This is a genomic window from Streptomyces sp. NPDC002092 (assembly GCF_053593775.1).
Map to the genome: position 1 here is coordinate 91361 of NZ_JBSFDG010000011.1, position 26529 is coordinate 117889.

Here is a 26529-nt window from a genome sequence, read left to right on the forward strand (position 1 = left end):
TGTGAGGCAAGAAATTTGCCGCACAGGCAAAGCTCCGGCTGAATGGAGGGCATGAGCTCTCAGGAAGCCGAAGCGGAGCTTCCCGCTGTGGCACCCCAGCTGCGCGCGCTGCGCCGCCGTGCCTCCCTCACGCTGGAGGCCGCGGCGCGTGCCGCCGGACTGTCGGCGGCACACCTTTCCCGGCTGGAGACCGGGCAGCGCCAGCCGTCGCTGCCGATGCTGCTGGCCCTCGCCCGTATCTACGGTACGACGGTGTCCGAACTGCTCGGCGAGACGGTCGCCGACCGGGACGCCGTGGTGCGCGCCGCCGACATGGAACCGACCGCCGCAGGCGGCTGGACCTACTTCCAGGCCGGCGCGCCCGGCCGCGGCATGCAGGCCCTGCGGGTCCACGTACCGCACGGCTCGCAGGGCGACATCGTACGGGTGCACCCCGGCGAGGAGTGGCTGTACGTCCTCAAGGGGCGGCTGCGGCTGCGCCTCGGGGACACCACGCACCTGCTCGCTCCCGGCGACAGCGCGCACTTCGACTCGCTGACCCCGCACCGGCTCGCCGCCCAGGATCCCGACGGCGTGGAGCTCCTGTTCGTCCACACCCTGCTGCAGAGCCCGACGGCCACGCTGTGCCTGGGCCCGATCACCGGAGAGATGCCATGAGCAACAGCAACATGGAGGAGAAGTTCCCCCGCGCCCTGTGGGTGCGCCTGATCATCTACATCGCGGTGGGGCACCTCTTCGCGGCCTTCATCTACCTGCTGTTCGAAGTGGGGGCGAAATAGCGGAACGGCCCACGTGATCAGTCGAGCAGCCGCTCGCGCAGCAGTCCGCGGAGCTCCGGGGTGAGCCCGAGGCCCTGCTCCAGATAGGTGTCGACGTCGCCCCACGTCCCCTCGATCGTCTCGAAGGCCGCCGCCAGATACTCGGCGCGCGCCTCGAACAGGGGGCTGAGCAGCTCCATCACCTCGGGGGAGTAGGCCGCGGCGGAGTTGCTGCTGCGGTGCACCTTGTAGCGGCGGTGCTTGGCGTTCGACTCCAGGTAGTCCGCGACGATCGCCTCACGCTCGACGCCCAGCGCGAGCAGTGTCACGGCTATCGACAGGCCCGCACGGTCCTTGCCCGCCGCGCAGTGCATCAGGGTGGGCACACTGTCCTCGGCGAGTGAACGCAGCACGCGTGCGTGCTCGGCGGTGCGCTCCTTGATGATCGTGCGGTAGGAGACGATCATGCGGTTCGCCGCCTTGCCGTCGCCGAGGAGCTCGCGCAGCTGCTCGATCTCGCCCTCCCTGACCATCTTCCAGAACCCGGCGCCGTCCGCCGGGTCCGTCAGGGGGAGGTTCACATTGCGCACTCCCGGAAGCTCGACGTCCGGGCCCTCCAGCTTCTGGTCCGCCGCATTGCGGAAGTCGAAGATCGTGTGCAGTCCCAGGGAGGACAGGAACTCGGCGTCCTCCTCGGTCGCGTGCGCGAGGTGGCCGCTGCGGAACAGCACCCCGTAGCGCACCCGCCGTCCGTCCACGGTCCGAAGTCCTCCCACATCACGGAAGTTGCGGACTCCGGCCAGCTCGGGTTCGGTCGACGGGATCTGCTGCGTCACGGGGGCTCCTCCCAGTCCGCCCGACCGGCGCGGCTCGTCGTCGGGCGCTCTCCCGACGATACGACATGGATTCCTGAGGCAATGAGTTGTCCACAGGCGTTGCGACCAGGCCTCACGTGCCTTGATGATGTTGCCGATTGGTCGCACCTGTTCGAATGTGTGAGGGCTTGATGCTGGAGATCGCAGACAACGGCCGTACATGGCTCCTCTCGGGGCCGGCCAGCAGTTACGCCGTCCACCTCACCGAGGACGACGAACTGCTGCACCTGCACTGGGGCCCCCGGATCGCGCTCGCCGACGCCGAGGCGCTCGCCGTCCGCCCGCTGCCCGACTACCGGCCCTTCGAGTCCCCGCTCGACGGGCGCGAGGAGTACCCGGTCGAGGGCGGCCCCCGGTTCGTCCGGCCCGCCCTGTCCGTGCGCGGCGACGAACGGCGCGGCACCGAGTGGCGCTTCGAGCAGTACGAGACGGAGGGCGATCACCTCCGGCTGGGCTTCCGGGACGGTGGGCTCGCGATCACGCTGCACTACCGGATGCGGCACGACGTCGTGGAACGCTGGGTGACCCTCGACAACGAGGGGCCCGCCCTGGAACTGCTGCGGGCCGACTCCGCGACCTGGACGCTGCCCGATCGCCAGGAGTGGCGGCTGTCCCAACTGCACGGCCGCTGGGCCGCCGAGTCCCGGCTGACCGCCTCGCCTCTCACCTACGGTGAGAAGATCATCGGCAGCCGCCGCGGCCACACCGGACACCAGCACCTGCCCTGGGTCGCCCTCGACACCGACGCCACCGAGGAACACGGCGAGGTCTACGGCTGCGCTCTGGGCTGGTCGGGTTCCTGGCGGATCGCGGTGGCGCAACTCCCGGACGCGCGCGTGCAGATCACCGGCGGCCCCGGCTACGACGACTCCGGGCTGCTGCGCCTGGAACCGGGGGAGTCGTACACCACCCCTGTCTTCGCCGGTCTCTGGAGCGACGGCGGCTTCGGCGGCGCGAGCCGCGCCTGGCACGCCTATCAGCGCGCATACGTCATCCCGGACGCCGACCAGGACCGGCCGGTGCTGTTCAACTCCTGGGAGGCCACCGAGTTCGACATCTCCGAGGAGCAGCAGGGCGCCCTCGCGCGGCGGGCCGCGGCGATCGGCGTCGAGCTGTTCGTGGTCGACGACGGCTGGTTCGGCAAGCGCACCAGCGACCGCGCCGGACTCGGCGACTGGACGGTCAACCGGGACCGCTTCCCGAACGGCCTCAAACCCCTCGCGGACTACGTGCACGCCCTCGGCATGCAGTTCGGCATCTGGGTCGAGCCCGAGATGGTCAACCCGGACAGCGACCTCTACCGTGCCCACCCCGACTGGGTGCAGTTCCAACCGGGACGAAAGCGGACGGAGTTCCGCAACCAGCTCGTATTGAACCTGGCCCGGGAAGACGTCCAGGAATACCTCTGGGAGCAGCTCGACGCACTCCTCTCCAGCGCCCCGGTCGACTATGTGAAGTGGGACTTCAACCGCTGCTTCACCGACGCGGGCTGGCCCGGGGAGCCCTACCCGCAGCGCCTCTGGGTCGATCATGTCCGTGCTCTGTACGCCCTGCTGGACCGGCTGCGGGCGGCCCACCCGAATGTCGCCTTCGAGTCCTGCTCGGGCGGCGGCGGCCGCATCGACCTCGGGATCATGAGCCGTACGGACCAGGTGTGGACCTCCGATAACACCGACCCGCTCGACCGGCTCGCCATCCAGCACGGCTTCAGCCAGATCCATCCAGCGCGGGTGATGGCCGCCTGGGTCACCGACAGCCCGAACACCCAGCTCAACGGCCGGGTCAGCTCGCTGCGCTTCCGGTTCGTGAGCTCCATGGCCGGCGTGCTCGGGGTCGGCGGCGACCTCACCCGGTGGACCGAGGAGGAGCTCGCCGAGGCCGGTGAATGGGTGGCCCTCTACAAGGAGATCCGGCCGCTGGTGCAGCACGGCGACCTCTACCGGCTGCGGCCGCCGCGGGGTGGGCTGAGTGCGGTGCAGTACGTGCGCGGGGACGAGGCGGTCGTCCTGGCCTGGCTCCAGGCGCAGAGCCATGGCGAGCCCGTACCGGCGCTGCGACTGCGGGGCCTCGACTCGACAGCCTCGTATGAATGCCCTGAAACAGGCGAAATCCACAGTGGTGCCGTATTGCTGCATCACGGACTGCGTACCGGATTGCGCGGTGACCTCGACGCGGCAGTTTTCCGTCTGCGGCGCATCTGAGCCTTCTGTCCGGATTGGCGCTTCTTCTGCCTCTTCATTCCAACTCGCTCCCGAATAGGGGATCCTGGAGCAGGGGCACGTGAGGAGCGTCATATCCGTGACGGTGCGTGGCGCGTCATGTCCACGTAATTCAGGTGCTTTACAAGGACGTTTGACGGAGACGATCACCCGGGAATTCACGCAGGGTCACCGGGTTTTCTCTCAAGGGATCAATAGAAATGCATTCTCGGGGAACCGGCACTTGTTCCTTTGCGTCCTGGTCGCTTACGTTCGCCACCAATCCGGACGGACGCCCAATCCTGCCGCCGCCCGGTGCCCGCAGAACTCACCCGTGAACGGCAGGAGCGGGGGACCCACAGGTACAACTGCCTGTTCCGGTCTCCGGAACGGCTAGGGGTAAAGCCGCGTCGCATGCGCGGCCGGGCATCTCCAGCCCGAACCCGACAGCTCACCTCGCAGGCGCCGGAGAGGAATTCGTCATGCCCGCGAAGGGTAAGCACCGCCGTCCGAAGCCCCAGCGCTTCACTCGCTCCATCGCCGTCGCCGGAACCGGTGGCGCCGCACTCGCTCTCCCGCTCATCGGGGCCACCGGCGCCCATGCCGCCACCACTCAGTCCGCTTCCCAGACGGTTTCGAATAAGGCCGTCCAGTCCCTTCCGGTCGCCGAGAAGAAGGCGGCCCACAAGAGCGTCGCCGGCAATGCGGGCGTGCGGACCTATTCGGTGCGGACCGGCGACTACCTCTCGAAGATCGCCGACGAGCAGCATGTCGCCGGCGGCTGGCACAGGCTCTACTCGGACAACCGCCGGGCCGTCGGCGACGACCCGTCGCTGATCCACCCGGGCCTGAAGCTGACGATCGGCCGGAAGGCCGCGAAGGACACCACCGCGTCGTCGCCCTCGTCCGCCTCGAAGACGTCCTCGTCGGCGGCCAAGGCGACTGCCACCAAGGCCTCCGAGTCCGCCCCGACCGGCTTCACCCTCCCGGTGATCGGCGGCACCATCGGCACCGGGTACCACGTGGCCGGCAGCATGTGGTCCAGCGGTTACCACACCGGCGTCGACTTCGTCGTCCCGACCGGCACCTCCATCAAGTCAGTCGGCGCGGGCACCGTCGTCTCCGCGGGCTGGGGCGGCGCCTACGGCAACCAGGTCGTCGTCAGGCTCGCCGACGGCTACTACGCCCAGTACGGCCATATGTCCCAGATCTCCGTCTCCGCCGGCCAGACCGTGGCCGAGGGCCAGCAGCTCGGCCTCTCCGGCGCGACCGGCAATGTGACCGGCCCGCACCTGCACTTCGAGATCCGCACCACGCCCGACTACGGCTCCGACGTGGACCCGGTCGCCTACCTCCGCTCGAAGGGCGTCGGCGTCGGCTGACCCCCTCGGAACCACCTGCCTGACACGCCGCCGAAGGCCGGACCCCGATCCCCGGGTCCGGCCTTCGGTGTGTCCGGCTGTGTGCACGTTCGCCGTGTTGCGTTCTTGTGGCGGGGACTGCATGGGTGTCGACAGTCGGGGGAGGGGCGGGGCACAGTGATCTCCGGAGCGATGAAAGCGCTTTCCCCACCCTTGCCTTCCGAGGCCTACGGAGGTTCCCGTGCCCGGCGTCGATCGACGCACCGTCAGGCCGATGTGATCTCGTGAACCTGTGCACCAACGACAGCGCGTACGGCTCTGCCGATTCAACGGAGCTCACGCCGACGACATTGCCGCCGTGGTCGGTGAACTGGTCGGCTTGCGCACCGATTTCGTCGACACCACTGACTGACTGTCCGCGGCGGACAGGGACTTCGACGGCACCCTCCACCCCAGTGTCCAGGGCCCCCGCAAAGTGGCCGGCCACCTGCTCACCCTTCTCGGACCCACCCCTCACCCCACACCAAGGAGCCGCCTCCCGTGACGAGCACCCGTAGAGCATTCGGAGCGCTGGCCGCCGGCGCCGCCCTGGCCGCCCTCGCCCCCGCAACCGCCGCCAGTGCCTCGCCCCGCGGCCGCCTCATGGCCTGCGACGACTTCCGCCACGGCCTCGGCAAGTGGGTCGTCGAACTGGAGCAGGGCGGCACCGTCACCGCCTCCCGAGGGGTGCTGGATGTCGACGTACCCGCCGGGGCCACGGTCTGGTTCAGACAGCGACTCGAAGGGTCGTACGTCATCGAGTACACGGCGACGCCCGTCTCGGAAGGCGGCGCGAACGACCGCGTGTCCGACCTCAACAACTTCTGGAACGCCACCGACGTCCGCTCTCCGGACGACCTCTTCGCCACCCACCGCGGCGGGGCACTGGCCGAGTACGACCACCTCAAGACGTATTACGTGGGCTACGGCGCCAACACGAACACCACGACCCGGCTGCGCCGTTATGTCGGGGAACCCGGTGTCCGTCCGCTGATCTACGACTACACGGAGCCGCTCCTGGTCGCGAACGAACCCAACCGCGTCCGTATCGTCTCCGACGGCTCGACGGTCCGCTGGTGGAACAACGGGCGGCTCGTCTTCGACTACATGGACCAGCAGCCGTACACAAGGGGGCACTTCGCCTTCCGGACCACATGGAGCCATTTCCGGATCGCCGACTTCAGGGTCCGGCGGCTCGCCCCACAATATCGCTGACGCCTCAACATCCCTGGTCGGAGGGTTATTCCAGGCTTGGCGAACACTTTAGAAGTGGCTTATCTCACCGCGCGTCAACCCCTTCCTACGGTCGCGTAGGTCACATTCGAAGGTGAATCATGGTCGATGTGGCAGACGATTCGAAGAGTGACAGCAGATCAGTGATCGGGTCGTACGTTGCGGTGGGGGACAGCTTCACCGAGGGCGTCGGCGACCCCGGCCCCGACGGGGCGTTCGTCGGCTGGGCCGACCGGTTCGCGGTACTTCTCGCGGACCGGCGACCCGAGGGCGACTTCAGGTACACGAACCTCGCCGTGCGCGGCAAACTGCTCGACCAGATCGTGGAGGACCAGGTACCGCAGGCCGTCGAACTGGCGCCGGACCTGGTCTCCTTCTGTGCGGGCGGCAACGACATCATCCGTCCCGGCACCGACCCCGACGAGGTCGCCGAGCGCTTCGAGCGGGCGGTGGCCAAGCTCACCGAAGTCGCCGGCACGGTCATGGTGACCACCGGCTTCGACACCCGTGGCGTTCCCGTGCTCAAGCACCTGCGCGGCAAGATCGCCACCTACAACGGACATGTCCGGGCCATCGCCGACCGGTACGGCTGTCCCGTCCTGGACCTGTGGTCCCTGAAGACCGTCCAGGACCGCAGGGCGTGGGACGGCGACCGCCTCCACCTCTCACCCGACGGGCACACGCGCGTGGCGCTGCGCGCCGGGCAGGTCCTCGGTCTCGAGGTGCCGGCCGACCCCGATCAGCCCTGGCCACCGCTCCCGCCGCGCGGCACCCTCGAGGTGCGACGGGACGACGTGCACTGGGCGCGCGAGTACCTGGTGCCGTGGATCGGCCGCCGGCTGCGCGGCGAGTCGTCCGGGGACCACGTCACGGCGAAGGGCGCGCTGTCGCCGGACGACATCAAGATGCGGATCGCTTCGGTGGCCTGAGGGCTGCCTGATGGTCGCCTGAAACCGTGCTGGGCGGGGCGCTCGTGATGGCTTGGGAGCGGCCTCGCTGCGGCGGGCGGTGAAGCGGCCCGGTGGCACGAGCCCCCGCCCGGTGCGGGGGCTCAGTGCTCCGAAGCCGTCAACGCCGCCCGCTCCAGCCCCAGTTCGCGGGCCAGCGCCTCGTCGACCCACTCCTGCGCCCGCGCCCGCGACACCGCACCGGCGTACGAGGTCAGCTGCACGGCGAGCCCGTCCAGCAGGGCGGTCAGGCGCAGGGCCGCGCCGTGCGGGTCCGGGCAGCTGAACTCGCCCGCGGCCACGCCCTCCGCGATGACCTCGGTGATCGCGGCCTTCCACTGCTTGTCGAGGTCACGTGTGACCTGCTGCAGCGCGGGCTCGCGCAGCGCCGCCGCCCAGCCCTCGATCCACAGCCGCCAGCCCTTGGCCTGGCCCGTCGGCGCGTACCAGCGCACCGCCGACCGCAGTCGCCGCAGCGCCGTCGTACGGCGGCCGAGAAGCTTGCGCAGATGGGCGAGGTCGTCCTCGGCCGCGAAGGTGAACGCGGCGGCGACCAGCTTCTCCTTGGTGGAGAAGTGGTACAGCACCAGCGCGTTGCTCACGCCGAGCGCCGAGGCCACGTCGGCGATCCTGACCGCCGCCACACCCCGCGCCTCGATCTGCCCGATGGCGGCCCGCAGCAACTCCTCGCGCCGCTCGGCCACACTCAACCGCACTCTCGCCACGCGGTCACCCTATTCCGTCGCCGCTGGTGACGCCGGGGCGAGGTCGGCAGTTGGCGGGTTCGAGAGGGTGCGCGGTGTCGGCCGTGCTCCTGCCCTGCTCGTCACTGGTGCGGCGCCCGCCCGCGGTCTCGTCCTGTCGGCTTCCGCGCGGGCGAGCATCTGTTCGGTCAGGGGGCGCATCGAGCGGCGGGTGTGGGCGGACACCTCGTTTGGCGCGGGTGAGGTCGGCAGTTGGCGGGTTCGAGGGGGTGCGCGGTGCGGCCGTACACCTGCTTGTGTTCTCCCGGCGGCCGGGATGTCCGGTACACGTGTCCGGACCGTCGTCACCGGTACCAGCCGAAGCGTTCCGCGATCACCGGCAGCCGGTCCGCGACGATGGCGTGGGCGGCGGCCCGCGGGCTCGTCCCGTCGGCTTCCGCGCGGGCGAGCATCTGTTCGGTCAGGGCGCGCATCGAGCGGCGGATGTGGGCGAACGCCTCCTGAGCGTCCGGGCCGATGTCGCCGAACAGGGTCCACCACCACCAGGCGTTCGTCCCGGAGTTGACGACCACGTCCGGCAGCACGGTCACCCCGCGCGCGGCCAGCAGCTCCTCCGCCTCGGGCAGTACGGGCATGTTGGCCGCCTCGACGATCCAACGGGCGGTGATCCGCTCCTGGTCGGTGGTGTCGATCGCGTAGGAGACCGCCGCCGGCACGAGCACCTCCGCCTCTGCCGACAGCCAGGCGTCGCCGGGCAGTTCACGGTCGCCGGGGCGCAGGGCCGCACGGTCCACGGTGCCGTACGCGTCCCGCGCGGCGAGCAGCGCCTCGACGTCGAGGCCCGCCGGGTTGGCGATGGTGCCCTTGATGTCGGCGACGGCGACGACGGTGAGCCCGGCGCGCGCGAGGAAACGCGCGGTCGCCCCACCCATCGTGCCCAGCCCCTGCACGGCCACGCGGGTTCCGGCGTACGCCACCTTGGCCCGGTCGAGAGCCGCGAGCGCCGACTCGGCGACCCCGCACCCGCCGACCAGCTCGTCAAGTCCCATGCCGTCCACCTCGATCGCGAACGCGTCCGCGAGCCGCCGCCGCGCCTCCACCTCGTCGTCGAGCAGGGGATACACGGCCTGGATCGACGACACCAGCCCCGCCTCGGCCGCCGCCCGGTCCACGAGCTCCTGGCTGAGACCGAGGTCCTCCCCGGTGGTCCAGAAGCTTTCGACGTACGGCTTCATGGCGCGCAGATAGCGCACCAGGAGCGCGTACGCCCCCGGGTCCTGAGGGTCGCAGTCGATGCCGCCCTTGGCGCCCCCCAGCGGGACGTACCGGCCTTCGGGGTTGTAGTGCAGCGCCTCCTTCATGGTCATCCCGCGCGCGAGCCCGGCGACCTCGTCCAGGCCGCAGCCCGCGCGCATGCGCAGTCCGCCGCTGGAGACACCGCGCACCAACCGGTCGACGACCAGGAAGCCCTGGCGGCCGGTGAGGTGGTCGGTCCAGGTGACCGACATCAGGGGGGCGGGCATGCGAGCTCCTCGCGGCTGGTGATCAAGGGGGCGACAGAGTGTCGAAGGCCCCGTTTACTGAATCGACAGTCAGTATCGAAACCGGGGGCACACCCTGTCAACGGGCGGATCGATCACCTCGGCGCCGGCAGGGCGGCGGGAATGGACGCCGACGGTCCGCCGTTCACCGATCGGTAGGCAATCTTTGGGCTTTCCTTGGAATGAGCCCGCAGCGACCCGGACGACCCAGGTGTTGTCGGAGGAGCCGACCATAATGGAATGCCTCATCGACTCCAGCTGGAGGTACCCGTGTCCGGTTTCCGTCCCCTGAGTTCCGGGCTCCGCGCGCTGCAGCCCGCGGGCTTCGGCGCGGACCCGAGCGGTGAGCGCCTCGCGCGCATCCGCAGATCACCGCACTTCAAGGACGGCGTCTTCCAGAATCCGGGAGGCACCGCACGGACCCGGCCCTCCGGCTCCGCGCTGGACTTCGCGAAGGTCTTCTTCGACAAGGACGAGCGCCCCAGGCGGGCCCCCAAGGGCACGATCCCGGTGCACCCCACGACGCTCGCCGACATCGCGAAGCCGCCCGCGACCGGACTGCGGCTGACCTGGATGGGCCACTCCAGTGTGCTCGCCGAGATCGACGGACAGCGGGTGCTCTTCGACCCCGTGTGGGGCGAGCGCTGCTCCCCGTTCTCCTTCGTCGGTCCCAAGCGCCTGCACCCGGCACCGCTGCCGATCGCCGCGCTCGGTCCGGTCGACGTCGTCGTCATCTCGCACGACCACTACGACCACCTGGACCTGCCCACCATCAAGGCGCTGGCCGGCACGGACACGCTGTTCGCCGTCCCCCTCGGCGTCGGCTCCCACCTCGAGCACTGGGGCGTCTCCGCCGACCGGCTGCGCGAGCTGGACTGGCACGAGGCGACCAAGGTCGGCGGTCTCACCCTGACCGCCACCCCCGCCCGCCACTTCTGCGGCCGCGGCCTGCGCAACACCCAGCACACCCTGTGGGCCTCCTGGTCCGTCGCCGGGGACGAGCACCGGATCTTCCACAGCGGCGACACCGGCTACTTCGAGGGCTTCAAGGACATCGGCGCCGAGCACGGGCCCTTCGACGCCACGATGATCCAGATCGGCGCGTACTCGGATTTCTGGCCCGACATCCACATGACCCCCGAAGAGGGCATGCGCGCCCACCTCGACCTGCAGGGCGGCGAACCGCACGGCGTGATGATGCCGATCCACTGGGCCACCTTCAACCTGGCGACACACCCGTGGGCGGAGCCCGGCGAGGGCACGGTCGCGGCCGCCCGCGCCACAGGCTCCCGAGTCGCCCTGCCCCGCCCCGGAGAGCCCTTCGAGCCCACCGCCGAGACGGTTCCCTCCGAGCCGTGGTGGCGCGCCGTCGCGCAGGCCCCGGCCGGCGGCTGGCCGACGGCGGACGTACTGACGAAGGCGGCGATCAAGACGACCGCCGACTCCAGTGCCGACGCCCAGGCCGAGGCCGACGGCAAGTCCGCGGAGGGCACCGGGGAGCCCGAGACGGTGTCGGCGGGCTGACCTCGGCGGGGGAGGCCCGGGCCCCGACCGGGTATGCCCAGGAGAGGATCCCGGCATGGGCCATCAGCAGACGGTGACGGTCGGGATCGACCTGGCGGCGAGTGCACGGCGTACCGCCGTGTGCCGTGTGGTGTGGGCGGCCGACGGTGCCCTGACGGCCGAATTCGTCGTGCCGCAAGCGGACGAGGACCTGCTGGCGCTGGTCCGGGCCGCCGACAAGACCGGCCTCGACTGCCCGCTCGGCTGGCCGTCGAGCTTCGTGGACACGGTCCTCGCCCACCACCAGGGTCTACGGCTGCCGCCGTCGGCCCGCTTCGAGGAGCGCACGGACGGCCGACCCGGCCTGGACGCGCTGCGGTTCCGGCTGACCGACGACGTGACCTGGAAGGCGACGGCGATGCGCCCTCCGCTGTCGGTGTCCACCGATCTGCTGGGCGTCGTGGCGCTGCGTGCGGCCCGCCTCCTGGACGCGCTCGCGGCCACCGGCACCCCGGTGCCCCGGGACGGGTCGGGCCGGATCGCCGAGGTGTACCCGGCCGCCGCGCTGCGACGGTGGGGCATCCGCCCGGTCAGCAGTTACAAGAGCGCCACGCCCGAAGCGCGCGAGGTCCGTGAGCGCATCGTTCTCGCGGTCGAGGAGGGCCTGGGAGTGGCCCTGCCCGAGCCCGTGCGCACCACGTGCACCGACAGCCACGACCATCTCGACGCCCTGCTCTGCGCCCTGGTGGCGAGGGCCGTTCTGGTCGGGGACACCCGGTGGCCGGAGACTGCGCAGGAGCGCGCAGCAGCCGGGCAGGAGGGCTGGATCCACCTGCCGGACGGGGAGCCGGCCGCGCTTCGCTGACCGCCGTATGCAGGGGCGGCGTCTCAGCCCTTGCCGCTGTTGCGGGCCCGCGCCGTCGGTCGTCGGGGCGCACGGCAACCTCGTCGCGTCGAAGCATGGTGTGATGGCGCCGTGAGCCGTGCCGCAGAAGAAACGAACCGCCGCATGCTGCGGGCCCGGGACGCGATGGACCGCGCCTACGCACAGCCGCTGGACGTGCCCGCCCTGGCCCGGATCGCCCATGTGTCCCCGGCACACTTCGCCCGCACCTTCCGCGCCACGTTCGGCGAGACACCGCACCGCTATCTGCAGCGCCGCCGCGTCGAGCGCGCCATGTTCCTGCTCCGGGAGACCGACCGCAGCATCACGGACATCTGCTTCGAGGTCGGCTTCGGCAGCCCTGGCACCTTCAGCCGCACCTTCCGCGACGTCGTCGGCCGCTCGCCCAGGGATTACCGCAAACGGGCCGTCGCCCTGGACGTCCCCACCTGTTTCACGATGGCGTGGATGCGGCCGAGCGCCTGACAGCTGCCTCGTCCGTCCGATCGTTTTCGTCCTTCTGCTCGTTCTTCGGCGGACAGAGCAGTTTTGGATAAGTTTTCGAGGCGCCGGACTCGTAGCGTGATGCTCATGTTCACAGCAATCACGCACTCGCAGATCTACGTCCTCGACCAGGACGAGGCCCTCGACTTCTACGTCGGCAAGCTCGGCCTGGAGGTCAACACCGACGCCGACCTCGGCTTCATGCGCTGGCTCACCGTCAACGTCCCCGGCCAGCCCGACCGCGAGGTCCTCCTGGAGCGCCCGGGCCCGCCGCGGCTGTCCGAGGAGACCGCGGAACAGGTCCGCGAGCTGCTGACCAAGGGCGCGACGGGCGGCTTCCTCATCTTCCGGACCGAGGACTGCCGCAAGACGTACGAGACCCTCAAGGCCAAGGGCGTCGAGTTCACCGAGGAGCCCACCGAGCGGCCGTACGGGATCGACTGCGGCCTGCGTGACCCCTTCGGCAACAGCATCCGCTTCACCCAGCCGAAGGGCTAGATCTATACGTTGCGTGACGTTCGGGGGATGACCTCCGAAGGCGCGTGAGCGTCCTGAAACGGTCCCGGCGGGTTGTCGGGCGGACAGAAAAGAGCATGCGGTGAGGGCCGGGGAGCAGTCGCTCCCCGGCCCTCACCTTTTCCCGGCGACCGCATCTGACCAGCTCTGATCGATCCGTCATCCAGCGGGATCACGCGCCCGCTGGGTTTATCGGTCTGTCGTACGAGCGCTCATACCAGAGCGGGACGCTGTGCGTGGGACTTTGTCAACTGCCCACCGCACATGATGCGTTGGCGACTACTGTGAGTGTCCATCGGGCAACGCATGCCCGAACCGCGCAACACGCGCCCCAGGCACCGACGGATCAGTACGACGAGGACACCGATGTCTCACCTTCGCGCACCGGCCGCACGCGCAGACCGCCGCGAGGGCGGGCGGCACGGACGGCCGGTTGCCCGTCCCGTGCCCTCGCTGCCCGAGACGCACATACGGCCACAGCTGCTGCGGCTCGCCGTGCTGCCGCCCATCGCGGTCGCCCTGAGCGCGAGCGCGGCCGTCCTGTTCACGGTCCGCTCCACCGGAGCGCGGCCCAGCCTCACCCTGTGGGGCGTGCTCGCCGGTGCGGCCGCGGTGGCGTTCGCAGGGATCCTGATCGCCTCCGTCGCCGCCGACCGCGCCGCCAAGTCGGTGAGCGACCGCCTCGGCGCCCTGCGCCGCATCAGCGGCCGCGGCGAGGCCGACCTGTGCGCCCTCGTCGAGTCACTGCGCCGCGGCGACACCCCGCCCCCGCGCAAGCCGCGCAGCTCACCCCCGGAGGATGCCGACGACTTCGAGCTGCTCGCCGCCGACCTGACCCGCGCGCACGACGGAGCCGTCACCGCCGTCGTCCAGGCCGCCCAGCTCTCCAGCCAGGCGGGCAGCGAACAGAAGCTCGAAGTCTTCGTCAACCTCGCCCGGCGTCTGCAGTCGCTGGTGCACCGGGAGATCTCCATCCTCGACGAGCTGGAGAACGAGATCGAGGACCCCGACCTGCTCAAGGGCCTCTTCCACGTCGACCATCTCGCCACCCGTATCCGCCGGCACGCCGAGAACCTCGCCGTCCTCGGCGGCGCCGTCTCCCGCCGGCAGTGGAGCAACCCCGTCTCCATGACCGAGGTGCTGCGCTCCGCCATCGCCGAGGTCGAGCAGTACTCCAGGGTCAAGCTGGTGCCGCCGATCGACGGCACCCTGCGCGGCCACGCCGTCGCCGACGTCATCCACCTGCTGGCCGAACTCGTCGAGAACGCCACGGTGTTCTCCGCCCCGCACACCCAGGTCCTGCTGCGCGCCAACCTCGTCACATCGGGACTCGCCGTCGAGGTGGAGGACCGCGGCCTCGGTATGCCGGTCGGCGAGCAGAAGAAGATGAACGCCCTGCTCGCCGACCCCGACCAGGTCAATGTGGCGAGCCTGCTCGCGGACGGCCGCATCGGACTGTTCGTGGTCTCGCAGCTCGCGCGGCGGCACGGCATCAACGTCCGGCTGCAGACCAACATCTACGGCGGCGTGCAGGCCGTGCTCGTCGTACCGCAGGGGCTGCTGGGCTCGACGCCGGGCGTTCCCGGGGGCGCGGGGCAACCGCACAGTGTCACCGGCGTGATGGGGATGCCCGAGCCGTCCGTACCGCCGCGGTCCCAGCCACAGGCCCCGCCCGACCCCCGATCCGAGACCGTCGGGCCTCGGGTCACGCCGCCGCAGTCCACGGCCGCCGTGCCGAACGGCAGTCCGCTGGGCGGCAGCGCGGCGGCCGGCAGCGGAGCGGCGCCGCTCCCGGTGCGCGGCGCCCACGAGGAGCGGGCCAATCCCGCGGAGGCCCTGCCCGGCATCCGGCCGGACGACCGGCGGCTCGTGGCGGAGAACGCGGGCACACCGCCCACGCCCCGCGCCGGCACGGTCCGCGGCACCATGGGCAAGCCCCAACTGCCGCGCCGCCGCGCCCAGGAGCACATCGCACCCCAGCTGCGGGACGGCCCGGCACCCCGTCAGGAGTCCGAGTACCTCGCCGGCCACGACCCGGGCCTGATGGCCGCCTTCCAGCGCGGCATCGGTCTGGCGGAGGCCCAGCAGAACCTGGAGTCGGAGGCCACCGCATACGCGGAGCAGTCGGAGTACACATCGGAGTACACAGGGGCCGTACACACGGTGTCCTCGGCGCATCTGGAGCCGGACCACATGGCTTCGCCGCATATGGAGTCGCCGCATATGGAATCGCCTCATATGGGGTCGTCACACATGGGGGCTTCACACATGGGGTCGGTGCACACGGAGTCGGCGCACACGGAGTCCGCCTCCATGGCCGTCGAGCCCATGGAGGAGACGGCGCGTATCGAGTCGCGTCCCCTCACCGACCCGGCTCACACAGAGGCCGCGCCCATCGTCCCGAGCTCGCCCCGGGGCGTGCTCCACACGGATGTCACCGCCACCACCCCGCCGTCCTCCGTGGACGTATCGCACATGGATCCGGCCCACATAGCCGAGGCGCGCCCCGCGTCCGCGCGCGGCACCAACCATCCCAGCCGGCACGACGGGAGCGCACCAGCCGGATGACCACGCCCGTTCCCACCCCCGTCACCACCCCCACCGCTCCCGCAGACCTTCGTACCCCAAGGAGTCGATCCACCATGGCGAGCGATGCGCCCACCGGCCATGTATCCGATCTCGACTGGCTGATGAGCGGCCTCGTGCAGCGCGTACCCCACACGACCAGTGCGGTACTTCTGTCCTGCGACGGGCTTGTGAAGTCGGTCCACGGCCTCGACCCGGACAGCGCCGACCACATGGCCGCCCTGGCCTCCGGCCTGTACTCCCTCGGCCGCAGTGCCGGGGTCCGCTTCGGCGACGGCGGCGACGTCCGCCAGGTCGTCGTCGAACTCGACTCGACCCTGCTGTTCGTGACCACCGCCGGCTCCGGCACCTGTCTCGCCGTACTGGCCGGCCGCGAGGCCGACGCGGCGGTGCTCGGCTACGAGATGGCGATGCTGGTCAAGAGCGTTCGCCCCTACCTGGTCACCGCGCCCCGGCAGCACGCCGTCGAACCCACGGCGATGAGGCCTTGAGCGTGGCGGCGGTCGGCGACGGGCCCTGGCTCGACGACGCGGCCGGTCGGCTGGTGCGCCCCTTCACGGTCAGCAACGGCCGCACCCGGCCCACCATCGCGCTCGACCTCCTGTCGCACGTGATGGCCACCGGAGCCACCCCCCTCGGCTACCTCGGCCCCGAACACGCGCAGGCGCTCGATCTGTGCCGCGCGCCCGTCTCGGTCGCCGAGGTCGCCGCCCAACTGAAGCTGCCGGCCGTGGTCACCAAGGTGCTGCTGTCGGACCTCGTCGACTGCGGGGCGCTCACCACCAAGCCACCCGAGTTCCACCACAACCCGACTGACCGGGCCCTTCTGGAGGCAGTGCTCGATGGACTACGACGACAGCTCTGACCCCTTCCCCACCGCACTGAAGATCCTGGTGGCGGGCGGGTTCGGAGTAGGCAAGACGACCTTCGTGGGCGCGGTCAGCGAGATCGCGCCGCTGAGTACGGAGGAGCTGCTCACCACGGTCAGCGCCGCGACCGACTCTCTGGAAGGGATCGAGAACAAGGTCGAGACGACGGTGGCCATGGACTTCGGCCGTATCACCCTCGACCGCGAACATGTGCTCTATCTGTTCGGGACGCCCGGGCAGGAGCGGTTCTGGTTCATGTGGGACGAGCTCTCCGAGGGCGCGCTCGGGGCGGTCATCCTCGCCGACACCCGCCGCCTGGAGGAGTGCTTCGCGGCGGTCGACTTCTTCGAGCAGCGCGGCCTCGGCTTCATCGTCGCGATCAACGAGTTCGACGGCTCGTACCGCTACGACCCCGAGGAGGTCCGCGCCGCCATCGACCTTGACCCGGCGATCCCCGTCGTGCGCTGCGACGCCCGGATCTCCAGTTCAGGGGTGCAGACCCTGCTGACCCTCGTACGACACCTCATTGCCCACGCCCCGGCGCATGCGCCGAGCCACGGCGCCCACATGTGATCCCCGCACACCGCCACGGAGCCCGTATATGCCCTGCGTCCACAGTGACGGAGCCCGCTCATGAGGTACGACCCGTCGCGCCCGGCCGGTCGTCTGCTGCTCACCCCCGAGGACAAGGAGGCCCCCGCCCGGGCCCGGCGCCTCGGTCAACTGGGCCTCGCAGAACACCCGGACCCCGCCCTCGACGCCTACGCGGACCACCTCGCCGAGCTCACCGGGACGCCGTACGCCATGGTCAACTTCATCGACGAGAACCGGCAGTTCTTCGCGGGCCTGCATCTCTCGGACGTGGCCCGGCCCGTGGTGAAGGCGGACGGCACCACCCCGGTGCTGGGCCGCGAACTGGCCCGCGACCATGGCTTCTGCCCCCATGTGGTGGTCCGACGCAAGGCGCTGGTCCTGGAGGACGTCTGCGACTACCCGCGGTTCGCGGGCAATCCGGTGGTCGACGAGTTCGGCATCCGCTCCTATCTGGGCGCACCGCTGATCGACAGCACGGGGATGGTGCTGGGCACCGTGTGCGTCGTCGACGTGGAGCCACGGCCCTGGGGCAGGCCGGGCCTGGAGACCATCAAGTCGACGGCGGCCGACCTGGTCGCCCGGCTGGAGCGACGGGAGGCGGACGGGCTCCCGCTCCTGTGACGGCGGGCGCGGCTGGTCACCAGCCGGCCGGTCTGGTACTTACGTACTCTTGCCGCGTGGGACGCACCAGTGACGCCAGGCAGAAGATCCTCGGTGCCGCACGCTCGCTCATCGAGGGATGCGGCTACACGGCGCTGGGCGTGGCCGAGATCTGCAAGGCGGCCGGGGTGCCGAAGGGCAGCTTCTACTACTTCTTCGAGTCGAAGGAGGCCCTCGCACTCACCGTCGTCGACGAGCACTGGGCGGCTCAACAGCGCGCCTGGGCACGCACTTTGGGTGGTGACGGGGAACCGCTGGAGCGGCTGCGGCGGCTCTTCGAGGAGACGGAAGCCGACCAGCTCGCCGCCCAGCAGGGCCGCGGCACCGTGTCGGGCTGCCTCTTCGGCAACCTCACCCTGGAACTGAGCAACCAGGCCGAGGCCGTCCGCCGCCGGCTGCAGGAGATCTTCGACGCCCAGGTCGACATGGTCGAAGCGGTGATCAGCGAGGCCCGCGACCGCGGCGACGTCACCGCCCCCGACACCGGCGAGGCGGCCCGGGCGGTGGTCGCCCAACTGGAGGGCCAGGTGATGTTCGCCAAGCTCTACAACAACCCCCGGCGCCTGACCCCGCTGTGGGACAACTGCCGGGCACTGCTGGGCGCCACGGGTCCCGCGTAGCCGCCGAGAGAGCCTGGCGGAGTCCGCCGCGGGTCGGCAGCGGCTTTTGAGGGGCGCGGGGCTGTGTCGATCTGCGGCAGTGCCGCGGGGCGCGACCAGCCACGACGAAGCCGCACACGATTGACGGCCCGTCGCGGCGCCCTCGCGCGGAGCGCCTAGTACCCGCGCCACACGTTGTCGAACGCAGCGTCCTCGATGGCCTTCCGCTGTCGCACGGCCTCCAGTTCCATCACCGCATCGCCGACGGCAGCCAGCACGGTCGTGACCGCCTCACCGGAGAGTTCGTCCTGGTCAGCGACCTGCTCCTCGTGGATCCCGGCGGCCGCAGCCAGGGCGGCGAGGACCGGCTCGCCCGAAGCCCAGCGCTCCTCGGCCTGCCGCCGGGCCGGCGAGTCGACCAGCTCCGCCCGCCCGGCCCGCAGCGGAATCCGGCGCCCGCGCGGCCGGGCGGTCAGTCCCACCCGCTCCAGGTCGTCGACGTAGGCCGAGGACAGCCCGCGGCCCCGGCGCCACAGCCACTCCTCGACCGTCTCGTACGGCTCCTGTCGTACGAGGGAGGAGGCGGCCTCGTCCAGCAGGCGGTCGCCCGTGGGTGACGGGGCGCTGGGGAGGATGCGGTCGCCGTCCAGGGCGAGCGCCAGGGCCTCGATGAGGTCGAGCACCTCGGCTCCCGCGAGTGCGAGCGACAGTTCGCCCTGCTGGACCTGGTGGCTGGGCGCCGCGTCCAGGGCGACGATCGCGAGGTCCCGTGCGGTGTTCATCGGCGGCTCCACGTCAGTTGGCCGGGTGCGGGGCGAGAGCATCGGGGCCGGCCTCTGCAGGCCGGGCGTCCTCGGACGATTCTCGCTGCCGCGGCGCGGCTGTGTGTCGTACTACGACCATGTGGTGCGGGAAGCCGATCCGCAGCACGGCGGCGGCCGCGGCCGCGGCGAGGACCACGAGGGCGGCCGACAGCAGCGCCCGGTGGTAGCCGTGGTGCAGCAGCGGGGCGACGACCAGCGGGCCCAGGATCTGCCCGACGGAGTAGCCGGCGGTCAGCAGGGCGACCGAGCGGGGGAAGCGCAGCTGGGCGCCGGTGGCCAGGGCGAGCATGCTGATGCCCAGGAAGGTGCCGCCGAACAGCAGCGCCGAGATGAGTGCGGCAGCTGTTCCGCCGATCAGGGCGGGCAGGGCGATGCCGACCGCCTGCACCACCAGCGCGGCGAGCAGCAGCGCGGGCCGGGACCAGCGTCGTCCCAGCCGCGCCCACAGCGCCGGGGACGCGGCGGCGGCCAGCCCCACCAGCACCCAGGAGCCGTTGCCGACCCAGCCGGGGGAGCCCTGGCCGATCGCGGCGACCAGGAAGGTTCCGGCGACGATGTAGCCGATGCCCTCCAGGGAGTAGCTCACGAGCAGCGCGCCGAACCAGCGGTGTGTGCGGGGCGCCGCACTCTCCGGTGTCCCGCTGCTCGCGGGCGCAGCCGCCTCCGGGCGCAGGTTCCACGCGCCGACGGTGAGCAGCGCCGTGAGCGCGGCCGAGGCCCACCAGGCGACCCGCCAGTCCGCGACGGACCGCAGGGCCAGGAGCAGCAGTCCGGACAGCGCGATGCCGGCGCCGACACCACCGATGGCCCAGCCGGGCAGGTGTGCCGGGTGCCCGCGCAGATGGTGCAGCAGAGAACTGGCCGCGACGACGAACACCAGGGCGCTCACCACCCCGGCCAGCAGCCGCAGCCCGCCCCACATCGCGGTGCTGTGCGTGAGGGGCATCGCCGCGAGTGTCGCGGTCAGCGCGAGCAGCGAGCCCCGCAGGAGGGCACGTGATCGCACCAGCCAGGGCAGCAGGATGCCCGCTAGCGCCCCGACTAGATAGCCGACGTAGTTGGCGGTCGCCAGATTCGCTCCGGCGTCGGCGGACAGGCCCGCCTGGGTGTGCATCAGGGGCAGGATCGGCGTGTAGACGAAGCGGCCGACTCCCATGCCCGCTGCGAGCGCCGCCGCGGCCCGGGCGACATGGGTCCAGGGGGAGAAGGGGGTGCTCATCGGGTGCCGTCGACCCGGCCCGGGTCATTGGGGTGGGACTCGAGCGGCGTGACGGCGAGGGTCATCCACGGGCGCAGCGGCAGCGTGCCGAGCACCTTCTCGTGCAGCTCCGCCTCGTCGGCGGCCCGCCACACGCCGATGCTGCGCAACTCGCCCACGGGGCGCCACAGTCGGGCCAGATTGCCGGTGGCGGCCAGCTCCCGCGCACGGACGGCCTCGGCGGCCCGCCGCCGGTCGACCTCGTCCTGGCCGGTGCCCGCGGGGATCGTGGTGGTGATCTCGACCAGGAACTCGCGCATGATGTGCTCCGATCGTCGTTGGTGGGCCCATGGTGCGCCCGTGACCAGCACCGATGCCACGACCGGCTTCCTCGCTGCTGATAGGCGCAGCCTCCCAGCGCGCGTAGCATGGCGCGCGTGGAACTGCGCCAGCTGCGCTACTTCGTCGCGGTCGCCGAGGAACTGAACTTCGGCCGGGCCGCCGAGCGGCTGCTCATCGCGGGCCCCTCGCTCTCCCAGCAGATCAAGGCCCTCGAACGGGATCTGGGCGTCCGGCTGTTCGACCGGGACCGTCGCTCGGTCTCCCTCACCCCCGCCGGGGCCGACCTGCTCCCGCACACCCGCGCCCTGCTGGAACGGGCCGACGACCTCAAGCACCGGGCCGGCCGGCTGTCGGGCTCGCAGTCGGTACGGCTCGGTTACGTCAACTGGCTGCCCTCGGACCTGACTTCACGTACGGCAGCGGTGGCCCGGGTGCACGTCGACGCATGGGTGGCTCCCTCGCACACGCAGGCCGCCCGGGTGGCCGACGGCAGCCTGGACCTCGCGGTGTGCTGGCTGCGCACCGAGGACCTCGAACGGCTCGGTCTGCGGGCCCGGCTGATGGGCGCGGACCGGCTGTACGCCGTCGCCAAGGGCGGCGACTCCCCTGACGCACCGGATGTGGCGGCCCAGGACACCGACGTCCTCATCGACGACGACATCACCTCCTGGGCGTCCTGGAACGTGTACGCCGAGGAACTCGCGCAGGTCACCGGTGCGCGGGTCGTACGCATCTCGGACGGGGCGATCACCGGACCGGCCTTCTTCGACCACGTCCGCCGCTGCCGCCGCCCGGTCCTCAACTCGCCCAAGGGGCAGACCACTCCGCTCCCGCCCGACCTGGTCCGCAGAGAGGTCGTCGCCCCGAAGGCCTACTGGACCTGGTCCCTGGTCTGGCGGGAGGCCGAGGACCGCGCGGGCGTCCTCGCCGCCGTCGACGCCCTGTGCGAGGGCGTCGACGACCTCGGCATCCACGCCCCGGATGCCTGGCTGCCCGCCGACGATCCCTACCGGCTCCGGGGCTGACCCGTTCTGAAAGCCTGCACCTCCCACGCAGGAGCAAGCCGATCCTTCCGTCGCCGAGCGCTTCGACCTACCTTCCAAATAGTCGACCGGTCGGCTAGTGACCGGCCAGCCCCTCGGAAGAAGGTCACTGTGAGCACGCAGCATCAGAAGGTCGCGATCATCACCGGCGCCTCGCAGGGCATCGGCGCCGCCCTCGTCGAGGGCTACCGCAAGCTCGGCCACGCGGTCGTCGCCACCTCGCGCACCATCGCCCCCGCCGACGACGCCGACGTCCTCACCGTCCAGGGAGACATCGCCGACCCGGCGACGGCGGAGCGGGTCGTCGCGGCCGCCGTCGAGCGTTTCGGCCGTATCGACACGGTGGTCAACAACGCCGGCATCTTCGTCGCCAAGCCGTTCACGGACTACACGGCCGAGGACTACGCCGCCGTGACCGGCATCAACGTCGCCGGCTTCTTTCACCTCACCCAGCAGGCCGTACCGCATCTGCTCGCCCAGGGCGGCGGCCACATCGTCAACGTCACCACCAGCCTGGTGGACGCCGCTGACTCCCGAGTCCCCTCCGTCCTGGCCTCGCTGACCAAGGGAGGCCTGCAGTCCGCCACCAAGTCCCTCGCCATCGAGTACGCCGCCCGCGGCCTGCGCGTCAACGCCGTCTCGCCCGGCACCGTCAAGACCCCCATGCACCCCGAGGAGACACATGACTTCCTCGCCGCCCTGCACCCGGTGGGCCGGATGGGCGAAGTGAGCGACATCGTCGACGCCGTGCTCTTCCTGGAGACGGCTCCGTTCGTCACCGGCGAGATCCTGCATGTGGACGGCGGTATGAGCGCCGGACATTGACGCTTCGTCAGATCACTCACCAAGGAGCGGCCATGACCACCACCACAACGGACGACAAAGAGATCCTGAGCGCGGTCCTCGACGCCTGGAAGGCCGACGTCGACGCACACCGACCGGAGCGCGTCGCCTCCCGCTTCACCGAGGACGCCGTCTTCCAGGGCCTGCATCCGTACAGCGTCGGACGACAGGGCGTAGCCGGGTACTACGACTCCCAGCCCCTCGGCATGAAGGCGGCCTACCGCATCCTCGAGACCAGACGGTTCACGGAGGACCTGGTGCTCGGCTACCTGGACGTCGACTTCACCTTCACCGACCGGCCGGCGATCGCCGTCAAGCTCTCCGTCCTGGTGAAACGCGTGGGGGAGGGGTGGTCGATCGCTCACTACCAGGTGTCCCGCCTGGAGTGAGGGGCCGGCCCTGCGGAATGCAGGGTCCCGCTTATCGGCATATAAGTGGGCAAAGTACTCTCGGAGTGTGTGCGAGAACGCCTCGACCGCCGCGCCTGACCCGATGGAGCACTGGGGGCCCGGAATATCCGCATGCCTGCCCCGCCGGTCGTGAAGTATGAAGGCGTCGAGAACTGCTGCCGCACTCGGCCTCACCGTCAGCCTCGGTCTCGCCGGCTGTACCCAGCACGCCGGTACGTCCCCGGCCTCGCCCCCGACCGCATCGACCGCAACCGGGACACCGCGCCCGCCGCCGCCCAGCACGTCGGCGGCGCCGTCCACGCCGTCCTTGCCGCCCCCGGCTCCCAGTAGCACGCCGGCGGATCCTGCCTCCGTCGTCGAGAGCTTCTACGCCGCGATCAACGCCCACGACTACCGCCGGGCGTGGGATCTCGGGGGAAGCCACCTCGGCCGGCCCTACGCCGACTTCGCGGGCGGCTTCGCCGACACGGCCGCCGACGTCATCAGCATCGACGATGTGAACGGCAACACGGTCGATGTCCACCTCCACGCCACGCACACCGATGGAAGCACCGCCGACTACGCCGGTTCGTACATCGTCGAGAACGGCACCATCACCTACGGCTCGCTGCACCTCGTAGCCACGAGTCCCCCGACTCCCACTCCGGTGCCCACGGCGCCGAGTGGCACGGCCGGGGCCCTCAATCCGGCCGTGACCCAGTCCACGATCCACTCGACCATCTGTGTGCCGGGCTGGACGGCGACGATACGCCCGCCGGTCGATGTGACCGAGCAACTGAAGAGACAGCAGCTCGCGGCGTCCAGTGCGGCGGACAAGGACCCCTCGCACTACGAGGAGGACCACATCATCCCCCTGGAACTGGGCGGGGCCCCGTCCGACCCGGCGAACCTGCGCCCCGTGCCGCTCTCCCAGGCGAGTGCGGACGACCGGTTGGAGAACTCCCTGCACCGCGCCGTGTGCGAGGGCAGCATGACGCTCACGGCCGCGCAGTCCCGGATCGAGCAGGCGAAAGCCGCAGAGGCACAACCATGACCGAGCCGGCCACGCACATCGATGGGCAGGACTGAGGCCCGTGGGCCGGGTGTGAAGCGGAGCTGTGGCGCGGGTTAAGAAAAGCTCGATGGACCCGGGGTGGCGTCGTGCGGCAGATTGCTACGCGATTCCACCCCTCTCCCCGGCTACGGGCTCCTTCGGCATGCCCGGGCCCGGGGTTCACCGACAGGAGCCGTAGCGTTGAAGGCGCTGGTCAAGGAGAAGGCTGAGCCCGGACTGTGGCTCGCGGACGTGCCGGAGCCGGGCGTCGGACCCGGTGACGTACTGATCAAGGTGTTGCGCACCGGCATCTGCGGGACCGATCTGCACATCCGGGCCTGGGACGGCTGGGCGCAGCAGGCCATCCGTACGCCGCTGGTGGCCGGGCACGAGTTCGTCGGTGAGGTCGTGGAGACCGGGCGTGATGTCACGGACATCGCCGTCGGCGACCGGGTGAGCGGCGAGGGGCACCTCGTCTGCGGGAAGTGCCGCAACTGCCTGGCCGGGCGGCGGCATCTGTGCCGGGCCACGGTCGGACTCGGTGTCGGACGGGACGGGGCCTTCGCGGAGTACGTCGCCCTGCCCGCCGCCAATGTGTGGGTGCACCGGGCGCCGGTGGACCTCGACGTCGCCGCGATCTTCGACCCGTTCGGCAACGCCGTGCACACGGCGCTCTCCTTCCCGCTGGTCGGCGAGGACGTGCTCATCACGGGGGCCGGGCCGATCGGCCTGATGGCCGCCGCGGTGGCACGGCACGCGGGCGCCCGCAACGTCGTCATCACCGACGTCAGCGAGGAGCGGCTGGAGCTGGCCAGGAAGATCGGCGTGAGCCTCGCGCTGAACGTGGCCGAGTCGGAAATCGCCGACGGACAGCGGGAGTTGGGGCTGCGCGAGGGCTTCGACATCGGCCTGGAGATGTCCGGCCGGCCCGAGGCCATGCGCGACATGATCGCCAACATGACGCACGGCGGCCGTATCGCCATGCTCGGCCTGCCCGCCCAGGAGTTCCCGGTCGACTGGGCCCGCATCGTCACCTCGATGATCACCATCAAGGGCATCTACGGCCGGGAGATGTTCGAGACCTGGTACGCGATGTCGGTGCTGCTGGAAGCCGGCCTCGACCTGTCACCCGTGATCACCGGCCGGTACGGCTACGGCGACTTCGAGGCGGCGTTCGCCGACGCGGCGAGCGGCCGCGGCGGCAAGGTCATCCTCGACTGGACCGTGTAACTCCCTTCACCCGTCAGCACTTTCAGGAGCTTTCCCATGTTCGACTCCGTGCGCGACGACCTGCGCGCCACCCTCGACGAGATCCGTACCGCCGGCCTGCACAAGCCCGAGCGCGTGATCGGCACCCCGCAGTCCGCGACCGTGAACGTCACCGCGGGCGGCCGCCCCGGCGAGGTCCTCAACTTCTGCGCCAACAACTACCTCGGCCTCGCCGACCACCCCGAGGTCGTCGCCGCCGCGCACCAGGCGCTGGACCGCTGGGGCTACGGCATGGCCTCGGTCCGCTTCATCTGCGGCACCCAGGAGGTGCACAAGGAGCTGGAAGCGCGGTTGTCCGCCTTCCTCGGCCAGGAGGACACGATCCTGTACTCCTCCTGCTTCGACGCCAACGGCGGTGTCTTCGAGACGCTGCTCGGCCCCGAGGACGCCGTCATCTCCGACGCCCTGAACCACGCGTCGATCATCGACGGCATCCGCCTGTCCAAGGCTCGCCGCTTCCGTTACGCCAACCGCGATCTGGCCGATCTGGAACGGCAGTTGAAGGACGCCTCCGACGCCCGGCGCCGCCTGATCGTCACCGACGGCGTCTTCTCCATGGACGGCTACGTGGCACCCCTGCGGGAGATCTGCGACCTCGCCGACCGCTACGACGCCATGGTCATGGTCGACGACTCCCATGCCGTCGGCTTCGTCGGCCCCGGCGGCCGCGGCACCCCCGAACTGCACGGAGTCATGGACCGCGTCGACATCATCACGGGCACCCTGGGCAAGGCACTCGGCGGCGCGTCCGGCGGCTATGTCGCGGCCCGCGCCGAGATCGTCGCGCTCCTGCGCCAGCGCTCACGGCCGTACCTCTTCTCGAACACTCTCGCCCCGGTGATCGCCGCCGCCTCGCTGAAGGTCCTCGACCTCCTCGAGTCGGCGGACGATCTGCGCATCCGCCTCGCCGAGAACACCGCCCTGTTCCGCCGCCGGATGACCGAGGAGGGCTTCGAGATCCTCCCCGGCGACCACGCCATCGCCCCCGTGATGATCGGCGACGCGACCAAGGCGGGCCGCCTCGCGGAACTGCTCCTTGAGCGTGGCGTGTACGTGATCGGCTTCTCGTACCCCGTGGTGCCGCAGGGGCAGGCCCGCATCCGCGTGCAGTTGTCCGCCGCGCACTCGACGGAGGACGTCGACCGGGCCGTCGACGCCTTCGTGGCGGCGCGGGCGGAACTGGAGGCCTGATCCGGC

Annotated in this window: 28 protein-coding genes and 1 riboswitch; of the genes, 22 read left to right on the top strand and 6 right to left on the bottom strand. The window is 70.8% G+C overall.

What is annotated here, in order from left to right; translation table 11 throughout:
• Window positions 1–51: 51 nt before the first annotated feature.
• Both ACWCRD_RS25350 and ACWCRD_RS25355 read left to right on the top strand, forming a co-directional pair.
• Window positions 52–657, top strand: a complete 606-nt coding sequence (locus ACWCRD_RS25350) for a helix-turn-helix domain-containing protein (RefSeq protein WP_450968057.1) — start codon at window positions 52–54, stop codon at window positions 655–657.
• Window positions 654–779 (top strand): DUF6126 family protein, encoded by a 126-nt coding sequence (locus ACWCRD_RS25355; protein ID WP_099932732.1) that lies wholly within the window; start codon window positions 654–656, stop codon window positions 777–779. Before ACWCRD_RS25350 ends, ACWCRD_RS25355 begins: the two co-directional genes overlap by 4 nt.
• Before the next feature lie 17 nt (window positions 780–796).
• Here ACWCRD_RS25355 and ACWCRD_RS25360 read toward each other — a convergent pair whose 3' ends face one another.
• The gene (locus ACWCRD_RS25360) at window positions 797–1594 is read right to left on the bottom strand and encodes a tyrosine-protein phosphatase (RefSeq protein ID WP_450968058.1); all 798 of its coding nucleotides are present in this window, start codon (window positions 1592–1594) and stop codon (window positions 797–799) included.
• A 170-nt stretch (window positions 1595–1764) separates the two neighbouring features.
• On the opposite strand from ACWCRD_RS25360, the gene ACWCRD_RS25365 reads away from it, so the two are divergent.
• The 4 genes from ACWCRD_RS25365 (at window position 1765) to ACWCRD_RS25380 (ending at window position 7393) form a co-directional block, all read left to right on the top strand.
• Window positions 1765–3834, top strand: coding sequence for an alpha-galactosidase (locus ACWCRD_RS25365; protein ID WP_450968059.1), 2070 nt, complete (start codon window positions 1765–1767; stop codon window positions 3832–3834).
• A gap of 307 nt (window positions 3835–4141) precedes the next feature.
• A riboswitch (cyclic di-AMP (ydaO/yuaA leader) is annotated at window positions 4142–4309 on the top strand.
• Between the two features lie 4 nt (window positions 4310–4313).
• On the top strand, window positions 4314–5213 hold the full coding sequence (locus ACWCRD_RS25370; RefSeq protein WP_450968060.1) for a M23 family metallopeptidase: 900 nt from the start codon (window positions 4314–4316) through the stop codon (window positions 5211–5213).
• 519 nt (window positions 5214–5732) lie between these two features.
• The gene (locus tag ACWCRD_RS25375; protein ID WP_450968061.1) at window positions 5733–6446 is read left to right on the top strand and encodes a DUF6250 domain-containing protein; all 714 of its coding nucleotides are present in this window, start codon (window positions 5733–5735) and stop codon (window positions 6444–6446) included.
• A 161-nt stretch (window positions 6447–6607) separates the two neighbouring features.
• Complete coding sequence (locus ACWCRD_RS25380; RefSeq protein ID WP_450968305.1) at window positions 6608–7393, top strand: SGNH/GDSL hydrolase family protein; 786 nt, start codon at window positions 6608–6610, stop codon at window positions 7391–7393.
• Between the two features lie 122 nt (window positions 7394–7515).
• On the opposite strand, the gene ACWCRD_RS25385 is transcribed toward ACWCRD_RS25380, so the two are convergent.
• Together ACWCRD_RS25385 and ACWCRD_RS25390 are read right to left on the bottom strand one after the other, a co-directional pair.
• Window positions 7516–8136: a TetR/AcrR family transcriptional regulator gene (locus ACWCRD_RS25385; RefSeq protein ID WP_450968062.1), complete on the bottom strand. Its 621-nt coding sequence runs from the start codon at window positions 8134–8136 to the stop codon at window positions 7516–7518.
• 323 nt (window positions 8137–8459) lie between these two features.
• Window positions 8460–9638: a Glu/Leu/Phe/Val dehydrogenase dimerization domain-containing protein gene (locus ACWCRD_RS25390; protein WP_450968063.1), complete on the bottom strand. Its 1179-nt coding sequence runs from the start codon at window positions 9636–9638 to the stop codon at window positions 8460–8462.
• 288 nt (window positions 9639–9926) lie between these two features.
• On the opposite strand from ACWCRD_RS25390, the gene ACWCRD_RS25395 reads away from it, so the two are divergent.
• From ACWCRD_RS25395 to ACWCRD_RS25440, 10 genes are all read left to right on the top strand, one after another.
• Window positions 9927–11180: an MBL fold metallo-hydrolase gene (locus tag ACWCRD_RS25395; RefSeq protein ID WP_450968306.1), complete on the top strand. Its 1254-nt coding sequence runs from the start codon at window positions 9927–9929 to the stop codon at window positions 11178–11180.
• A gap of 55 nt (window positions 11181–11235) precedes the next feature.
• On the top strand, window positions 11236–12024 hold the full coding sequence (locus ACWCRD_RS25400; RefSeq protein ID WP_450968064.1) for a DUF429 domain-containing protein: 789 nt from the start codon (window positions 11236–11238) through the stop codon (window positions 12022–12024).
• 111 nt (window positions 12025–12135) lie between these two features.
• A complete protein-coding gene (locus ACWCRD_RS25405) occupies window positions 12136–12528 on the top strand; it encodes a helix-turn-helix domain-containing protein (RefSeq protein WP_450968065.1) in 393 nt (130 codons plus the stop codon).
• A 105-nt stretch (window positions 12529–12633) separates the two neighbouring features.
• Window positions 12634–13044 carry a VOC family protein gene (locus ACWCRD_RS25410; protein WP_450968066.1) on the top strand — a complete coding sequence of 137 codons (411 nt, stop codon included), beginning with the start codon at window positions 12634–12636 and terminating at the stop codon, window positions 13042–13044.
• Between the two features lie 384 nt (window positions 13045–13428).
• Entirely contained in the window at window positions 13429–15630 is a 2202-nt protein-coding gene (locus ACWCRD_RS25415) for an ATP-binding protein (RefSeq protein WP_450968067.1), read from the top strand.
• 74 nt (window positions 15631–15704) lie between these two features.
• A complete protein-coding gene (locus ACWCRD_RS25420; protein WP_030936144.1) occupies window positions 15705–16139 on the top strand; it encodes a roadblock/LC7 domain-containing protein in 435 nt (144 codons plus the stop codon).
• A gap of 2 nt (window positions 16140–16141) precedes the next feature.
• Window positions 16142–16513, top strand: a complete 372-nt coding sequence (locus ACWCRD_RS25425; RefSeq protein WP_030936141.1) for a DUF742 domain-containing protein — start codon at window positions 16142–16144, stop codon at window positions 16511–16513.
• Window positions 16491–17090: a GTP-binding protein gene (locus tag ACWCRD_RS25430; RefSeq protein ID WP_344400351.1), complete on the top strand. Its 600-nt coding sequence runs from the start codon at window positions 16491–16493 to the stop codon at window positions 17088–17090. The genes ACWCRD_RS25425 and ACWCRD_RS25430 overlap by 23 nt, the downstream gene beginning before the upstream one ends.
• Before the next feature lie 60 nt (window positions 17091–17150).
• Entirely contained in the window at window positions 17151–17732 is a 582-nt protein-coding gene (locus ACWCRD_RS25435) for a GAF domain-containing protein (protein ID WP_266963216.1), read from the top strand.
• 56 nt (window positions 17733–17788) lie between these two features.
• A complete protein-coding gene (locus ACWCRD_RS25440) occupies window positions 17789–18391 on the top strand; it encodes a TetR/AcrR family transcriptional regulator (RefSeq protein WP_450968068.1) in 603 nt (200 codons plus the stop codon).
• Between the two features lie 155 nt (window positions 18392–18546).
• Here the strand turns inward: ACWCRD_RS25440 and ACWCRD_RS25445 are convergent, their stop codons facing one another.
• Genes ACWCRD_RS25445 through ACWCRD_RS25455 form a run of 3 tightly spaced genes read right to left on the bottom strand, consistent with a single transcriptional unit; the run spans window position 18547 to window position 20712 of the window.
• On the bottom strand, window positions 18547–19152 hold the full coding sequence (locus ACWCRD_RS25445; RefSeq protein WP_450968069.1) for a GPP34 family phosphoprotein: 606 nt from the start codon (window positions 19150–19152) through the stop codon (window positions 18547–18549).
• Between the two features lie 13 nt (window positions 19153–19165).
• Window positions 19166–20413, bottom strand: a complete 1248-nt coding sequence (locus ACWCRD_RS25450; RefSeq protein ID WP_450968070.1) for a YbfB/YjiJ family MFS transporter — start codon at window positions 20411–20413, stop codon at window positions 19166–19168.
• Window positions 20410–20712, bottom strand: coding sequence for a muconolactone Delta-isomerase family protein (locus ACWCRD_RS25455; protein ID WP_450968071.1), 303 nt, complete (start codon window positions 20710–20712; stop codon window positions 20410–20412). The genes ACWCRD_RS25450 and ACWCRD_RS25455 overlap by 4 nt, the downstream gene beginning before the upstream one ends.
• A 108-nt stretch (window positions 20713–20820) precedes the next feature.
• On the opposite strand from ACWCRD_RS25455, the gene ACWCRD_RS25460 reads away from it, so the two are divergent.
• The 6 genes from ACWCRD_RS25460 to ACWCRD_RS25485 all read left to right on the top strand — a co-directional run bounded on the left by ACWCRD_RS25460 (window position 20821) and on the right by ACWCRD_RS25485 (window position 26523).
• Window positions 20821–21759: a LysR family transcriptional regulator gene (locus ACWCRD_RS25460; RefSeq protein ID WP_450968072.1), complete on the top strand. Its 939-nt coding sequence runs from the start codon at window positions 20821–20823 to the stop codon at window positions 21757–21759.
• Between the two features lie 129 nt (window positions 21760–21888).
• On the top strand, window positions 21889–22602 hold the full coding sequence (locus tag ACWCRD_RS25465; RefSeq protein WP_450968073.1) for an SDR family NAD(P)-dependent oxidoreductase: 714 nt from the start codon (window positions 21889–21891) through the stop codon (window positions 22600–22602).
• A gap of 32 nt (window positions 22603–22634) precedes the next feature.
• On the top strand, window positions 22635–23009 hold the full coding sequence (locus ACWCRD_RS25470) for a YybH family protein (RefSeq protein WP_450968074.1): 375 nt from the start codon (window positions 22635–22637) through the stop codon (window positions 23007–23009).
• 157 nt (window positions 23010–23166) lie between these two features.
• Entirely contained in the window at window positions 23167–24063 is an 897-nt protein-coding gene (locus tag ACWCRD_RS25475) for a hypothetical protein (RefSeq protein ID WP_450968075.1), read from the top strand.
• A gap of 201 nt (window positions 24064–24264) precedes the next feature.
• Entirely contained in the window at window positions 24265–25293 is a 1029-nt protein-coding gene (tdh, locus tag ACWCRD_RS25480; protein ID WP_450968076.1) for an L-threonine 3-dehydrogenase, read from the top strand.
• 36 nt (window positions 25294–25329) lie between these two features.
• Window positions 25330–26523, top strand: a complete 1194-nt coding sequence (locus ACWCRD_RS25485) for a glycine C-acetyltransferase (protein ID WP_450968077.1) — start codon at window positions 25330–25332, stop codon at window positions 26521–26523.
• Window positions 26524–26529: the final 6 nt, after the last annotated feature.

Coding starts and splice junctions, on each gene's coding strand:
- ACWCRD_RS25445 (WP_450968069.1), bottom strand. CDS start 19,152: ATGAACACCGCACGGGACCTCGCGATCGTCGCCCTGGACGCGGCGCCC.
- ACWCRD_RS25415 (WP_450968067.1), top strand. CDS start 13,429: ATGTCTCACCTTCGCGCACCGGCCGCACGCGCAGACCGCCGCGAGGGC.
- ACWCRD_RS25420 (WP_030936144.1), top strand. CDS start 15,705: ATGGCGAGCGATGCGCCCACCGGCCATGTATCCGATCTCGACTGGCTG.
- ACWCRD_RS25410 (WP_450968066.1), top strand. CDS start 12,634: ATGTTCACAGCAATCACGCACTCGCAGATCTACGTCCTCGACCAGGAC.
- ACWCRD_RS25455 (WP_450968071.1), bottom strand. CDS start 20,712: ATGCGCGAGTTCCTGGTCGAGATCACCACCACGATCCCCGCGGGCACC.
- ACWCRD_RS25390 (WP_450968063.1), bottom strand. CDS start 9,638: ATGCCCGCCCCCCTGATGTCGGTCACCTGGACCGACCACCTCACCGGC.
- ACWCRD_RS25355 (WP_099932732.1), top strand. CDS start 654: ATGAGCAACAGCAACATGGAGGAGAAGTTCCCCCGCGCCCTGTGGGTG.
- ACWCRD_RS25400 (WP_450968064.1), top strand. CDS start 11,236: ATGGGCCATCAGCAGACGGTGACGGTCGGGATCGACCTGGCGGCGAGT.
- ACWCRD_RS25485 (WP_450968077.1), top strand. CDS start 25,330: ATGTTCGACTCCGTGCGCGACGACCTGCGCGCCACCCTCGACGAGATC.
- ACWCRD_RS25430 (WP_344400351.1), top strand. CDS start 16,491: ATGGACTACGACGACAGCTCTGACCCCTTCCCCACCGCACTGAAGATC.
- ACWCRD_RS25450 (WP_450968070.1), bottom strand. CDS start 20,413: ATGAGCACCCCCTTCTCCCCCTGGACCCATGTCGCCCGGGCCGCGGCG.
- ACWCRD_RS25475 (WP_450968075.1), top strand. CDS start 23,167: ATGAAGGCGTCGAGAACTGCTGCCGCACTCGGCCTCACCGTCAGCCTC.
- ACWCRD_RS25435 (WP_266963216.1), top strand. CDS start 17,151: ATGAGGTACGACCCGTCGCGCCCGGCCGGTCGTCTGCTGCTCACCCCC.
- ACWCRD_RS25365 (WP_450968059.1), top strand. CDS start 1,765: ATGCTGGAGATCGCAGACAACGGCCGTACATGGCTCCTCTCGGGGCCG.
- ACWCRD_RS25370 (WP_450968060.1), top strand. CDS start 4,314: ATGCCCGCGAAGGGTAAGCACCGCCGTCCGAAGCCCCAGCGCTTCACT.
- ACWCRD_RS25470 (WP_450968074.1), top strand. CDS start 22,635: ATGACCACCACCACAACGGACGACAAAGAGATCCTGAGCGCGGTCCTC.
- ACWCRD_RS25460 (WP_450968072.1), top strand. CDS start 20,821: ATGGCGCGCGTGGAACTGCGCCAGCTGCGCTACTTCGTCGCGGTCGCC.
- ACWCRD_RS25350 (WP_450968057.1), top strand. CDS start 52: ATGAGCTCTCAGGAAGCCGAAGCGGAGCTTCCCGCTGTGGCACCCCAG.